Annotated in this window: 14 protein-coding genes and 1 tRNA gene; 10 read left to right on the forward strand and 5 right to left on the reverse strand. The window is 38.2% G+C overall.

The genetic code is table 11. The features are described from left to right. Window positions 1-21 precede the first annotated feature (21 nt). From carA to AWW78_RS02925, 5 genes are all read right to left on the reverse strand, one after another. Window positions 22-1,113, reverse strand: a complete 1,092-nt coding sequence (gene carA / locus AWW78_RS02905) for a glutamine-hydrolyzing carbamoyl-phosphate synthase small subunit (protein ID WP_047134138.1) — start codon at window positions 1,111-1,113, stop codon at window positions 22-24. Next, window positions 1,110-4,400 (reverse strand): carbamoyl-phosphate synthase large subunit, encoded by a 3,291-nt coding sequence (carB, locus tag AWW78_RS02910; RefSeq protein ID WP_047134139.1) that lies wholly within the window; start codon window positions 4,398-4,400, stop codon window positions 1,110-1,112. Before carB ends, carA begins: the two co-directional genes overlap by 4 nt. A gap of 129 nt (window positions 4,401-4,529) precedes the next feature. Next, on the reverse strand, window positions 4,530-5,210 hold the full coding sequence (locus AWW78_RS02915; protein ID WP_047134140.1) for a porin family protein: 681 nt from the start codon (window positions 5,208-5,210) through the stop codon (window positions 4,530-4,532). A gap of 183 nt (window positions 5,211-5,393) precedes the next feature. Next, window positions 5,394-5,666: a 30S ribosomal protein S20 gene (rpsT, locus tag AWW78_RS02920; RefSeq protein WP_047134141.1), complete on the reverse strand. Its 273-nt coding sequence runs from the start codon at window positions 5,664-5,666 to the stop codon at window positions 5,394-5,396. A 34-nt stretch (window positions 5,667-5,700) separates the two neighbouring features. Beyond that, a tRNA-Met gene (locus tag AWW78_RS02925) sits at window positions 5,701-5,773 on the reverse strand. Window positions 5,774-5,902: 129 nt separating this feature from the next. On the opposite strand from AWW78_RS02925, the gene AWW78_RS02930 reads away from it, so the two are divergent. The 10 genes from AWW78_RS02930 to AWW78_RS02975 all read left to right on the forward strand — a co-directional run. Next, window positions 5,903-6,631 (forward strand): SDR family NAD(P)-dependent oxidoreductase, encoded by a 729-nt coding sequence (locus AWW78_RS02930; protein ID WP_047134142.1) that lies wholly within the window; start codon window positions 5,903-5,905, stop codon window positions 6,629-6,631. Continuing rightward, complete coding sequence (locus tag AWW78_RS02935; RefSeq protein WP_047134143.1) at window positions 6,628-8,415, forward strand: M20/M25/M40 family metallo-hydrolase; 1,788 nt, start codon at window positions 6,628-6,630, stop codon at window positions 8,413-8,415. Before AWW78_RS02930 ends, AWW78_RS02935 begins: the two co-directional genes overlap by 4 nt. Window positions 8,416-8,436: 21 nt before the next feature. Further along, entirely contained in the window at window positions 8,437-8,913 is a 477-nt protein-coding gene (locus AWW78_RS02940; protein ID WP_047134144.1) for a flavin reductase family protein, read from the forward strand. Window positions 8,914-8,934: 21 nt separating this feature from the next. Further along, window positions 8,935-9,387 carry a CBS domain-containing protein gene (locus AWW78_RS02945; protein ID WP_047134145.1) on the forward strand — a complete coding sequence of 151 codons (453 nt, stop codon included), beginning with the start codon at window positions 8,935-8,937 and terminating at the stop codon, window positions 9,385-9,387. A 20-nt stretch (window positions 9,388-9,407) separates the two neighbouring features. Further along, the gene (locus AWW78_RS02950) at window positions 9,408-9,848 is read left to right on the forward strand and encodes a 2Fe-2S iron-sulfur cluster-binding protein (RefSeq protein WP_075426070.1); all 441 of its coding nucleotides are present in this window, start codon (window positions 9,408-9,410) and stop codon (window positions 9,846-9,848) included. Window positions 9,849-9,878: 30 nt separating this feature from the next. Next, window positions 9,879-10,754 carry an SDR family oxidoreductase gene (locus tag AWW78_RS02955; protein ID WP_047134146.1) on the forward strand — a complete coding sequence of 292 codons (876 nt, stop codon included), beginning with the start codon at window positions 9,879-9,881 and terminating at the stop codon, window positions 10,752-10,754. Between the two features lie 24 nt (window positions 10,755-10,778). Beyond that, window positions 10,779-11,567, forward strand: coding sequence for an SDR family oxidoreductase (locus AWW78_RS02960; RefSeq protein ID WP_047134147.1), 789 nt, complete (start codon window positions 10,779-10,781; stop codon window positions 11,565-11,567). Window positions 11,568-11,653: 86 nt separating this feature from the next. Beyond that, the gene (locus AWW78_RS02965; RefSeq protein ID WP_047134151.1) at window positions 11,654-13,438 is read left to right on the forward strand and encodes an acyl-CoA dehydrogenase family protein; all 1,785 of its coding nucleotides are present in this window, start codon (window positions 11,654-11,656) and stop codon (window positions 13,436-13,438) included. A gap of 42 nt (window positions 13,439-13,480) precedes the next feature. After that, window positions 13,481-14,512, forward strand: a complete 1,032-nt coding sequence (locus tag AWW78_RS02970) for a mechanosensitive ion channel family protein (RefSeq protein ID WP_234697338.1) — start codon at window positions 13,481-13,483, stop codon at window positions 14,510-14,512. A 9-nt stretch (window positions 14,513-14,521) separates the two neighbouring features. Beyond that, window positions 14,522-14,734 (forward strand): acyl-CoA thioesterase (locus tag AWW78_RS02975; protein ID WP_047134149.1); only part of this gene is annotated, 213 nt, incomplete at its 3' end.

Consider the following 14,734-nt stretch of genomic DNA (forward strand, 5'->3'; position numbering starts at 1 on the left):
TGTCTCAAAATAAAAACAAAATCAGTATTTCAAGCTTTCTATCATTCTAACAAAATCTTTAAAAACATAACTGCTATCATGAGGTCCCGGCGATGCCTCCGGATGATATTGAACTGAAAAGGCGGGAAAATTTTTTAATCTCATCCCCTCAACTGTTCCGTCATTTAAGCTTATATGAGTGATCTCCACATCTTTCTCTTTCATTGAATCGGGATCAACGGCGAAACCATGATTTTGTGAAGTTATCTCAATTCCACCTGAGATTAAATTTTTAACGGGATGATTCGAACCTCTGTGCCCAAATTTCATTTTATATGTTCTACCTCCAATTGCAAGAGCAAGAATTTGATGCCCAAGACAAATCCCAAGGATTGGCTTTCGACCAATAATTTTCTTTACATTTCTCACGGCATAAGTTAAAGCAGATGGATCACCAGGTCCGTTTGAAAGGACAACCCCATCTGGGTTCAAAGATAAAACATCATCCGCATCGGCGTTTGCTGGAACAACAAAGACATCGCAACCAAGGTTTTTCAAACTTCGCATAATGTTAAGTTTTACACCGAAATCATATATGACCACAAAAAATTTGCTCCCATCATCTTTATTAAAAAAGAAACTTTCATCAGTTGTTACAGAACTTGCCAGATCAAGCCCGCTCATTTTCGGTACCTCCCTCGCTTTCGCTATCAAACTTTGATCACACAAGTCAACCGTAGATATAACGCCACGCATCGCGCCCTTGTCCCTTATCTGCCTCACGAGAAATCTTGTGTCAACATCCGCAATCCCAACCACACCATGTTTTCTTAGGTAATCTTCAAGCGAGCCCACCGCTCGCCAGTTGCTGTAAAACTTTGAAATTTCATAAACAACGAGACCCGCAATTTGGGGAGATTTAGATTCAACATCTTCATAATTTACACCGTAGTTTCCAATGAGCGGATTCGTAAAAATTAAAATTTGTCCCTTGTACGATGGATCAGTTATAATCTCTTGATACCCTGTCAAAGCAGTATTGAACACAACTTCACCTCCAGCTTCGCCATCAGCCCCAAAGCTTATCCCCTCAACTACAATTCCATTTTCAAGAGCAAGTTTCGCCTTTTTCATTTCATTATCTCAAACTTTATTTCTGTATGATACTCTTGTAAACTTTTTATCGTTAAATTACCTTGTCTTAATTTTTTTATCGCTTCGACCGCGCTTAAACCAGCTGAAAGAGTTGTGACAAATGGAATTTTATATTTAACCGCATTCCTACCAATCGCAAATTCATCAAATCTTGAAGCCTCGCCAAGCGGTGTGTTTATTATAAAGTTTATCTTCCCCTCCCTTATGTAATCGACGATATCAGGATGTCCCTCATTCACCTTATAAACTTTTTCAGCATAAATTCCGTTTGACCTTAAAAATTTCGCAGTCCCATCCGTTGCAATTATCTTAAAACCAAGATTGACAAACTCGTTGGCGATTTTAAGAACTTTTTGATTCTTATCCCTGTCGTTAACACTTATCAAAACAGCTCCAGATGTCGGCAAAAGATTTCCCGCCCCAATTTGAGCCTTCGCAAAAGACTCCCCAAATGAGTAAGACAAACCGATGACCTCACCAGTCGACCTCATCTCAGGACCGAGAAAAACGTTTACATTTGGAAATTTTGAGAATGAAAAGACGGGCGCTTTACATGCTTTAATCCTGAGATTTCTAAAATTGAAATCGTAAAGCCCAAACTCATCGATCACAGCGTCAGAACTTTTGACAAGGAGCTTAGTTGCAATTTTAGCAAACGGTATCCCTGTTGCCTTACTTATGAACGGAACTGTCCTTGACGAGCGAGGATTTGCCTCAAGAACATAGACCACACCATCTTTTTCTGCAAATTGAATGTTTATTAAGCCAACAACTTTCAACGCAAGAGAAATTTTCTGAGTGTACTCAATCATCTTTTCAATCGTATCATCTTCAGCCATAATTGGCGGGAAAATGCAGGAACTATCGCCAGAGTGAATCCCAGCTTCTTCTATATGTTCCATTATCCCCATAACTAAAACTCTCTCACCATCGCATATCGCATCGACATCATATTCAAATGCATCCTCAAGAAATTGATCTATCAAAATAGGGTTCTCTTGAGAGATTTTAATTTCATTTTTCAAATAATCAACCAACGAATCTTTCGAGTAAATTATCTTCATCGCTCTCCCGCCGAGAACATATGATGGACGAACAAGCACAGGGAATCCAATCATATTGGCAATTTCAACAGCTTCGTCAATTGTCCTAGCGTAACCACAAGCTGGATAATTAATTCCAAGTTCATCAAGCAACTTCGTGAATTTACCTCTGTCCTCAGCTATATCTATGCTTTCGGGGGATGTGCCGAGAATTTTTACACCGTTTGCCTTGAAAACCTTTGCAAGTTTTAAAGGAGTCTGACCGCCGAAACTAATTATAACCCCATCTGGCTTTTCAAGTTCAACTATGTTCATAACATCTTCAAAAGTTATCGGCTCAAAGTATAACCTATCGGCAGTATCATAATCTGTCGAAACCGTTTCAGGGTTGCAATTTATCATTATCGTTTCGTAACCCTCCTCCTTTAAGGCAAATACAGCATGAACATTTGCATAATCAAACTCAATCCCTTGCCCAATTCTATTTGGTCCGCTTCCGATGATTAAAACTTTTCTTTTGTCCGTTGGGATCGATTCATTTTCGAGATCATAACTTGAGTAAAAATAAGGAGTATAAGATTCAAATTCAGCAGCGCAAGTGTCGACTGTTTTATAAACTGGAATAATGTTAAGTTTTTTTCTTAAATCCCTTATCTCGCTTTCCGTTCTCCCCCAAATAAAAGCCAGCTGTTTGTCAGAAAAGCCATTTTTCTTCGCCCTTAAAATAATCTCTCTCGCAAGCGATGGATTTTCGTCGGCAAGTTTAAAAATGTCGGGTATTTTTCTCAACTCGTTTTCTATCTCAACTATCTCCCTCAAATTATAAAGAAACCATCTGTCAATTTTGGTCAGTTCGTAAACCTCGTCAACGCTCATGCCAGACATAAAAGCATATCTTATCCAAAAGATGTTGTCCCATTTATTTTGTTTTAACCTTTCAACAATTTTTCTTTTCAATGCCCCATCGCCTTCAAAATTTTGTATCTCATCCTTTCCGTCGCACCCAAGCCCAAATCTATCAATCTCAAGCGACCTTATCGCTTTTTGAAATGCCGACTTGAAATTTCTCCCTATAGCCATCACTTCGCCAATCGACTTCATCTGAACTCCAAGCGTATCATCAACTTCTTTAAATTTTTCAAAATCCCATCTTGGTATCTTGACAACGCAATAATCGATCGATGGTTCAAAGGATGCAAGTGTTTTCTTCGTTATATCATTCGGTATTTCATCAAGCGTATAACCAAGAGCAAGGAGCGTCGCTATTTTCGCAATTGGGAAACCCGTCGCTTTGCTTGCAAGGGCTGAACTTCTGCTAACGCGTGGATTCATCTCGATGACAAATACTTCGCCATTTTCAGGATGAATTGCAAATTGAATATTTGCCCCACCAGTTTCAACCCCAATTTCACTCATTATCATCTTCGCATAATCCCTAAGTCTCTGATATTCCTTGTCTGTTAATGTCTGCGCAGGTGCAACTGTGATTGAATCACCCGTATGAATTCCCATTGGATGAAAATTTTCAATTGAACAAACGACAATAAAATTATCTTTTCTATCGCGCATCACCTCAAGCTCATATTCCTTCCAACCGATCAAAGATTGTTCGATCAAAACTTTTCTGATTGGACTTTCTATAAGTGCTTTCTCAAGTTTCCTTTTTAAATCATCGAAATCATACGCCACCGCGCCGCCAGTTCCACCGAGCGTAAAACTTGGCCTTAAAATCAACGGGAAACCAATCCTTTCAGCAAACTTCAAACCATCTTCAACAGTTTTAACGAAAGCGCTCTCGGGGACCTTGAGACCTATTTTCTCCATAGACTTTTTAAAAAGTTCCCTATCCTCCGCCTTTTTTATCGCCTCAATGCTCGAACCGATAAGTTTAACGCCATATTTTTCAAGAATTCCAAGCTCATGAAGTTGAACCGCAAGGTTTAAGGCAGTTTGACCCCCGAGCGTGGGAAGAAGCGCATCTGGCTTTTCTTTCTTGATAATCTCTTCGAGAAAATACGGGGTCAACGGCTCAAGATAGGTTGCATCTGCAAATTCGGGATCAGTCATTATCGTGGCAGGATTATTATTGACAAGTATAACCCTCAAGCCATGATTTTTAAGAACTTTACAGGCTTGAGTCCCCGAATAATCAAATTCACAGGCTTGACCCACTACGATTGGACCGCTCCCGATGATGAGGACGGATTTTATATCAGTTTTCACATCTTCCCTGCCTAAAATTTTTCCTCAAATATAATAATTCGAGAAAACCAATGCAAATGGATAGACACCAAAATTACTACCTTATAGAAAATTTGTCGCATCTCAACATAGCTTTTCATCAACCCAAAATCATTTCATCAAATCGAGGGTATGTTTTACTCCTACCGCAATAAGCAGAGTTCTCAATTTAATTTCTTCTGTTCTGTAAATCGCGGTTTCATTTATTTTAAAAAGGCCGAGGGAATACTTTATATCAAAAAAGGGCACTATTCTCCCAAGATTAAATTCAACCCCAGAACCGAGGTCAATTCCAATATCAGAGGAAACCACAGCCCCTGATATCGACATTATCTTTACCATATCCCAATCCACAGCTTCAAATTCATATTTAATTTCACCACTTAACCATATCGATGGTTCAACACCAAACAATAAGTATGGCTTCACAATACCTGTTGAACGGAACCTTACTTTAGCTAAAATTGGAGCATTAAGGTAGTTCAATTTAACTGTTATCTTTCTTACTCCATTATTTGAATAGACCCCTCTTCGTTGTGAAACGCCTATTCCGGCTTCAACTTCTAAGATATCTGAAGATGTTACCCCTAAGGCTACACCACCCTCAATTCCAATCCCAAAATTTTGCTTTACCCCATCTGGAAGTCCTTTCACACTCAAACGCCCTAAAGATAGCCCAATTCTACCCCCTATCTTTATTATTTCCGGGTTTATCTCTTGTGCTTTCGCAAACTGCATTAGAGCAATTGTTACAACCATCAAAACCACTATGGCTACTTTCTTCCATAGCATTTTAATACCCCATTTAAATTTTTTTACCACTCAAAAACCATGGTGAGGCACAATAAATTTCTTCATGTTTTTGTTGCCAGAAAAAGTTAATAAACAAAAATACAATTGTCAAGCGAAATAACCCCCTTGCGTTAAGGAAGTTATACTAAACTCTTAAAAGCTCACTAATTGTGGGTTATTTTCTTATGATTGGGCTTTCACTATAGGAAAATTATTAACAAATTGTGCAAGTTTGGATTTATAAGATGCTGCTCTGTTTCTGTGGATAATTCCTTTGGCAGCAAGCTTATCAAGTATTGAATAAACTTTTTTGAGCATAAGCTCGGCCTCTTCTTTTGTCGCGGCCGTTTTAACCTTTTTAATAAATGTTTTCATCATCGACTTATAATGCTTGTTTCGCGCTCTTCTCTTTTCAGATTTTCTCAATCTCCTTTCGGCTGACTTAAGATTCGGCATTTGAGCAAATTCTATTAATTTTTAAAAATTTTTGTTGCGGGGGCGGGATTTGAACCCGCGACCTTCGGGTTATGAGCCCGACGAGCTACCAGCTGCTCCACCCCGCGGTGATTTTTGCGGATATAAATATAATAAACTCAACCATAAATTTCAAATTAAACTCGACCAACTAAAGTTTGACAATTTTCACCAAAATTTTTATCTTTTAAAGCAGTCTAAATTTAACCAAGAGATTAATGAGACTTAAAGATAAAGTTGCAATCATAACAGGTGCATCACGCGGGCTGGGAAAAGCAATAGCGGAATCCTTCGCTCGCGAGGGCGCCTTAATCGCAGTATGTTCAAGAACAAATGAAATCTTCACAGTCGCTGATCAAATCAAAACTACATGCTCGAGCTGTTACGCTGGAAAACTTGATGTCGCAAATTACAATGAGGTCAAGGAATTCGTCGAAGCTGTTCATAAAAAGTTTGGGAGAATAGATATACTCGTAAATAACGCAGCAATACTTGGGGAGAGAACAAACATCGCTGATTACCCAATTGATGTGTGGGAAAAGGTGATCAACATTAACTTAAATGGTGTTTTTTACTTTTCACACGAGGTCGTTAAATATATGATGACACAAGGAAACGGAAGCATAATTATGGTAAGTTCGAGCGTTGGACGAAAGGGAAGAGCAAGATGGGGAGCTTATGCAGTCTCAAAATTTGGAGTTGAAGGACTCGTTCAAGTCCTTGCCGATGAACTTAAAGATACAGGCATAAGGGTTAACTCTGTAAACCCAGGTCCACTTGCAACAAAGATGCGAAAGCAAGCTTACCCAAATGAAGACCAATCAAAACTAAAAAAACCAGAAGAGATCGTTGATATTTTCATATACTTAGCCTCCGACGAATCCAACGGTATCACAGGAATGCAATTCGACGCTCAAGATTTTAAACTAAATGAAATAAAGAAATGAGTCGAAAATTACTTCTTCTTGCAATTAGTGCTTTATTTTTCTTTTCGTGTTTTTATCCAAGATCAACTTCACCACAGATTGACGAAAAGGACCTATTCAAACATTTAAAACACATAGCCTCAGATGAGCTTGAAGGAAGAAGAGCTGGAACAAGGGGAGCTGAACTTGCCAGTAATTACATAGCAAATTATTTCAAAAAATTTGGATTGAAACCCGCTGGAGATAATGGAACCTACTTTCAATATTTCGATTTCGTCAGCGATGTCAAAATGGGTGATTCAAACTTTGTAAGCTTCAAAACAAACAGCGAAGAAATTAAACTAAATTTTAAATCGGATTTCATTCCACTTCCTTTCAGCGAATCTGGAAAAATTAAAAGCGATGTAATTTTCGCTGGCTACGGTATAACTGCCCCAGAACAAAACTATGATGATTACGAAGGAATTGACGCACGTGGAAAAGTTGTAATAGTCCTAAAAGGAACACCAGATGGCTACAAAGCACATTCCCCGTTTGAAAAATACCTATCCATTAGATATAAAGTTAGCAACGCTCAATCAAAAGGCGCTGCTGGCGTTATCTTAGTTGATCCATTTTCAGAAAAATTTGAGAAATTCACATATGATTATTCCGCAGGAAAGGCGGGCATTCAAGTTATTGAAGTCAAAAATAGCGTAATTGACAAATTATTCAAAGCGTGCGGATACGATTTCAAACTTTATGATATCGTTAAAAAAATTTACGATTCCCAGAAACCCAATTCATTTCCCATAAAAAATTTAAATGCTGAAATTCAAACGGATGTTCGCTATATCAAGTCAAAGGTTGCAAATGTCATAGGTTATATTGAAGGTTCAAATCACGAATTAAAGAACGAATATATCATAATCGGTGCACATTACGATCATCTCGGCTGGGGCGGACAGGGTTCGCTTATCCCTGATACAGTTGCAATTCACAATGGTGCCGATGATAACGGTTCTGGAACTGTTGGTTTGCTTGAACTTGCGGAATATTTTTCACACAACAGGAAAAAACTTAACAGAACTTTGGTCTTTATAGCCTTTACAGCTGAAGAAGAGGGAACAATTGGTTCAGGATATTATGTAAAAAATCCAGTTTTCCCGCTTGAAAATACAATCGCCATGATAAATATGGACATGATCGGACGAATGAAGGAAAATAAGTTGACAATATATGGCGTTGGAACAAGCCCTATATGGAACGAGATAATTGAAAGATTGAACTCTGAATTTAAATTTGAACTAAACCTTGTAAAAGATGGATACGGTCCAAGCGACCATGCACAATTTTATTCAAAAAATATCCCGGTGCTTCACTTCTTCACGGGAATACATGGGGATTATCATAAACCAAGCGATGATTACGACAAAATAAACTACCAGGGACAAAAAAAGATTCTCGACTTTATCGCAAGTTTGACTCTTGAACTTGACAAATCTAAAGAGAAACCACAATTCGTCAAGGTGGAAACACCACAAAGGAGCGCGCGTGGATTTAGGGTGACACTTGGCGTCGTCCCCGATTACTCCGAGGAAGTTCAAGGTATGAAAGTTAGTGATGTTCGTCCAGGAACCCCAGCGGAGAAAGCTGGGATTAAACCTGGGGATGTGATTATAAAGCTTGGTGAAAGGGAAATTAAAAACATTTACGATTATACCTATGCACTTGGTGATTTCAACCCTGGCGATGAAGTTGAGGTAATTATTTTAAGAAATGGAGAAAAATTGAGCTTTAAAGTAAAGTTTGAAGAGAGAAAGTAAAATTAACAAAAAGGAGGCAAAATGAATCCTGAAGCAAAAAAGAAAGCCTTGAGGATGATCACTTACGGTCTTTATATTTTGACTTCAAAATCTGGAGATAGATATTCAGCAGGAACTGTTAACTGGTTAAGTCAGTCTTCCTTTGAGCCACCGCTTGTTATGGTAGGGGTTAAACGGGATTCCGGATTGCATAGCACAATTTCAGAAAGTGGTGTTTTCGCAGTCAACATACTTGCATCAGATCAAAAGGAAATCGCTTCAGCGTTCTTTAAACCAACAAGCGTGGAAAATGATAAGATAAATGGTTATAGATTTGAACAAGGCGAAACCGGTTCTCCGTTACTTGTCGACCTTCCGGCATTTTTTGAGTGTAGGGTGGTTGATAAAGTCGAAAGAGGAGATCATACAATTTTTGTTGGAGAGGTGATCAACGCTGGTGTGAGAAAAGAAGCAAAACCACTTGTTATGTGGGATACTGGCTGGTTTTACGGAGGATAAAAACAAAATGGAGGTGCTGTCATGAAGACAGCGGGCGATATCATTAAAGGTAAACCACTCTATTTTGTAGAGAGTGGTTCTTCAGTGCTTGATGCTGCAAAGCTTATGGCTGAAAAAAATATCGGTGCGGTTCTTGTGCTTTCAAAAGATGGGAAATTTCTCGGCATTTTCTCCGAACGGGATCTACTGAAAAGGGTCATAGCGAAGGGATTAAATCCAGCTGACATAAAAATCGACGATGTTATGACTCATGAAGTTATGATCGCATTTGAAAATGAATCTTATGAAGAATGTCTCGCGAAAATGAAAAAGGCTCAAATAAGACATCTTCCCGTTGTTGATAAAAACAACAACTTGCTGGGTATGCTTTCGCTTCGCGATCTTATGGATATCTCACTTGATGAAAAAACGGAAAAAATCGAACTTCTCCACAGCTACATTTACTATAGACCACCATTCGAAGAAAGTAAATAAAAACAAAAAAGGGAGAAAACTTGCCAGTAGTCAAGTTTGAGCGTGAAGGCAGAAGTATTGAAGTTCCGAAAGGTGCAAACTTGAGAAAATCTGCCCTAAAGGCGGGAATAAATGTTTACAAAGGTATAAATCAAATCCTCAACTGTCAAGGACATGGGCTCTGTGGAACATGCAGGGTTGAGATAATTCAAGGTGATAAAAATGTTAACTCGAAAACACCGATGGAGGAGTGGGTTTTAAAAGGTAAATTTCTAATTGCCCACAAAGTTAAACCAAACCTTCGGCTTTCCTGTCAAGTTAAGGTTGATGACGATATCGTCGTCCTGACAATGCCTGAATATGAAATTGATAAAGAAGAAACGATAGAAAGAGTTAAAATTTTTGCAGTGGTGACACTTTTTGCCTTGCTTTTCCTTGTGGGACTTGCGTTTATTGTTTTGGACTTCATCGGCAAACTCTAAACATTTAAAAATTAAGAAGGCTTTAAAAAATTGAAAATTTTACTCACCGGCGGAAGTGGTTTTCTTGGCTGGAATTTTTGTAAAACCTTACGATTCAAGCATGAGATCACCGCTTTTTACTTCCAACACGAATTATTCCTTGAAAAATGTAATTTCTATAAAATTGACATCAGAAATCGTGATGAGGTTTTTGAAGCGGTAAAAAAAATCCAGCCCGAAGTGGTTGTTCACACAGCTGCTATCACGAATGTTCAAATTTGTGATCAAGACCGCGACCTTGCTTATTCTGTAAATGTTGAGGGAACTAAAAACTTGCTTGACGCAAGTGCAGAGGTTGGGGCAAAATTTGTTTACATCTCGACCGATCTTGTATATAGTGGTGATGGAAGTTTCTTCACGGAAGATACTAAGCCGGAACCCAAAAGTTACTATGCTCAAACAAAACTCGAAGCCGAAGAGATAGTTAAATCATACGATAATTACATAATTCTTCGTCTCGCCCTGATGTATGGATGGGGCAATGTTTTCACAAATTCGTTTTCCGATTGGCTTCATACTGAATTGAGAGCAAAAAGAAAAGTTAAGGTTTTTGCAGATCAATTTAGAACACCAATTTATGCGGTTGACGCAGTTATGGCGATAGATGAATTGATTTCAAAAGATATCAAAAATGATATCTTTAATCTTGGTGGTCCCGAAAGGATATCAAGATATAACTTTGCATTAAAATTTGCGGACGTCTTCGGGTATCCACAAGACTTGATCATCCCAGTGCCGATGGACTCGGTTAAAACCTATCTGGCTGGTGCTAAAGATTGTTCTCTCAACATAAGTAAAATTCAATCTGTGTTAAGCTTTAAACTTAAAAATGTAGATGAAGGATTGAACGCAATGAAGCGAAGTTAAATTTACAATAAAGTTTGATTATCTATGGCTTCCTTAAGTGGCAAAACAGTTATAATAACAGGGGCATCAAGCGGAATAGGAAAAGAGACAGCAAAAATTTTTGCAAAAGCAGGCTGTAAAGTTGTGCTTGCTTCACGAAATCTTGATAACTTGAAAAAAGTTGAAGAAGAAATTCGAAATCTCAATCCAAATGTCGTTGCCATTCAAACAGACGTCGGCGATTTTCGCTCACTTGATAACCTTATTGAACAAACTTTGAAAACCTTCAATAAAATCGATATTCTTATAAACAACGCTGGTTTCGGAATTTACGGTTGGTTCCACATGACTCCATTTGAAGATATTGAAAACATAATGCGTGTCAACTTCCTTGGCTCAGCTTACTTAATTCACAAAGTTTTACCCTTGATGATTGAGCAAAGAGATGGGATAATAGTCAATATCTCATCAGTCGTGGGGAAAAGGGGGGTATCTGGAATGGGAATATACTCCGCAAGCAAATTTGCTCTCACCGGGTTAACAGAAGCCCTTAGAGTTGAATATAAAAAATTTGGAATTCACTTTATAGGAGTGCATCCCGGAACCACTGACACAAAATTTTTTGAAAATGCAAGGTATTATGGAACGGACAGAATGCAAGGGAAATTTATGATAATGTCAGCAGAAAAAGTTGCAAAGGAAATTTTTAAAGCGGTTGTGAAAAAGAAAAGGGAAATTGTGTTAACACCGCTGGGAAAATTAACAGTTTGGATAAATAAGTTTGCTCCTTCATTTGTCGATTTTATGATGAGCAAGGTCATAAAGATAACTTGAATTTTTAAACACATAGGGTTAAATTTTTTATGAAAAAACTTTTGTTCGAAATTTTAAAACTGCACAACAAAATTAAAGGTGCCACCATGTCAACACTTGAAACCTACACTAAAGGGGGTAGTTTCTTAATTCAAGAAAGCTCACCTGAAAATACCTTTACTCCAGAAGATTTCACAGAACAGCACAAAATGATTTCTCAAACTGCAAATGAGTTTGTTGAGAAAGAAGTTTTGCCCAAAATTGAAGAAATTGAAGAGCAAAATTGGGAAGTTACACTTTCACTTATGCGAAAAGCGGGGGAAATTGGACTTTTAGCGGTTGATATCCCAGAAGAATATGGTGGACTTGGGCTTGACAAAACAAGTTCAATGCTTGTCGCTGAAGAAATCGGCAAAGCAAGTTCATTTGCTGTTACACACGGAGCACACACTGGGATTGGGACATTACCGATAGTTTATTTTGGGACGGAGGAACAAAAGAAAAAATATCTTCCAAAATTTGCAACAGGCGAACTAATCTCTTCATATGCTCTCACCGAACCAAATGCTGGCTCCGACGCACTTTCAATAAGAACAACTGCAACATTGAGCCCGGATGGCAAATATTATATCTTGAATGGAAACAAAATTTTCATCACGAACGCTGGAATAGCTGATGTTTATATCACCTTTGCAAAAATTAACGGTGAACATTTTACGGGTTTCATACTTGAAAAAAATTTCGAGGGGATCTCGCTTGGCAAAGAAGAAAAGAAAATGGGGATAAAAGGCTCTTCAACAAGGGCGTTGAATCTTGATAATGTGAAAGTCCCGATTGAAAATGTGCTTGGTGAAATAGGTAAAGGACACAAAATTGCATTTAACATTTTAAACATCGGGAGATTCAAACTTGGAGCTGCTGTGATCGGCGGGGCAAAAGCAGTTATAACTGAATCAGTTAAATACGCAAAGCAAAGAAAACAGTTTGGCAAGTCGATATCTGAGTTTGGGCTTATAAAACATAAAATCGGGGAAATGGCTATAAGAACATTTGTCGGTGAAAGCATGGTTTACAGAACCGCAGGTTTGATAGACAACATACTTTCGGGAATTGATAAATCCGATCCGAAAGCAAATGAGTTAGCATTGAAGGGAATTGAGGAATATGCAGTTGAATGCTCAATAATAAAAGTTTACGCTTCGGAAATACTTGATTATGTTGTTGACGAAGCCGTTCAAATCTTCGGTGGATATGGATATATAGAAGAGTATCCAGTTGCCCGTGCTTATAGAGATTCGAGAATAAACAGGATCTTTGAAGGGACAAATGAAATAAATCGCCTTGTGATAACTGGGATGCTCTTAAAACGAGCTATGAAAGGTGAGCTCCCGTTGATACCAGCAGCGCAGAAATTAACAGATGAAATAATGGGGATCGGTGTGCAAGAAGAAGAGGCAACCGGAATATTTGCTGAGGAGAAAAAACTTCTGAAATCAGCTAAGAAAGCCGGTTTATTTGTGGCTGGACTCGCCGTGCAAAAATACATGACAAAGCTTGAAGACGAAGAAGAAATCATTGGGCGCATAAGTGACATAATCATGGAAATTTATGCGATGGAAAGTGCAATTTTAAGGGTTGAGAAAATGCTTGCGCGAGGCGGAAAGAACAAAACAGACATATATATCGACATCGTAAAAGCCTTCGTGAATGATTCGATAATTCGCGTTGAAACATACGCAAAAGAACTTCTCTCAGCCATAGCTGAAGGGGACATGCTTAGAACCTACTTGACTGCCCTGAGAAGGTTAATAAAGCATATTCCTATCAATACAATTTCGCTAAGAAGGAAAATCGCTGACCATTTGATTGAAATGGAACGATATGCCCTGTGAATCTTTAACAAAAAATAGAGAATTTGGGCGACGGTGATAGTTGTGGAGAAATTGAAATTTTTAGCTTTACCTGTTTCAATTTTTATCGTTAGCATAATTGCTGGGATAATTTTTGAAAAAGTTATTCTTGGAAGGCTTCAGAAAATTGCGGAGAGAACAAAATGGGAAGGCGATGATATTATAATTGCTTCGCTTCGAAAATGGATAACTTTCTGGTTCGCCCTTGCGGGTTTATATATCGCCTGCACAACCTTACCGATAACACCTAATTTACTGTTCCTTCTACAAAAAGTTGTAATGGTTTTATATATTCTCTCCGTCACGATCGTCATTGCGAATATTAGCGTTGGCTTTATCAACATGTACAGCAAAAAAGCTCAGGATGTGCTCCCATCGACGAGCTTGTTTGTGTACCTGACACGAATTATAGTTTTCATAATAGGCATATTGATAATACTGCACTCATTGGGTATATCAATCACACCGATTTTAACAGCACTTGGCGTTGGGGGTCTTGCTGTTGCTTTAGCTTTGCAAGACACACTCTCAAATCTATTCGCCGGATTGCACATTATACTAACAAGACAAATAAAGCCCGGAGATTACATAAAACTTGAAACTGGTGAGGAAGGATATGTCGTTGATATAACATGGCGAAACACAACGATAAGAGAACTGCCAAACAATTATATAATTATCCCAAATTTAAAGCTTGCCCAAGCAATTGTTAAAAACCACTATCTGCCAGATAGAGAAATTTCCGTTACCGTTCAGCTTGGCGTAAGCTACGACAGTGACCTTGAAAAAGTTGAAAGGGTAACCATCGAAGTTGCAAAGGAAGTGATGATGGAAGTTCCCGGTGGAATCCCTGAATTTCAGCCTTTTATCCGATATCATACCTTTGGAGATTTCAGTATAAACTTTACCGTTATCATGCGGTGCAGAGAATTTACAGATCAATATCTGATAAAACATGAATTCATAAAAAGATTACATAAACGCTATAAAGACGAGGGAATTATCATTCCATTCCCGATAAGAACAGTTTATATAAATAAGGAAAACGAATCTTAAACGCTCAATATGAATCAAGCAGAAATCAACGCTGAGAAGTTCAAATTTAAAATACAGGTACAGGTTAGAAGTTTTGATCTTGACTCTTACGGGATAGTTCATAACTCGGTTTACCTTAAATATTTTGAGATTGCAAGAACGGAATATATAAGACAAGCGCTAGGAATTGATCCCGGTCGCTTTTTCACAGATTTTTACTTTGTGCTTGCAAAAAATGTTTGT

Source organism: Candidatus Kryptonium thompsonii, assembly GCF_001535985.1.
GTDB classification, from domain to species: domain Bacteria; phylum Bacteroidota; class Ignavibacteria; order Kryptoniales; family Kryptoniaceae; genus Kryptonium; species Kryptonium thompsonii.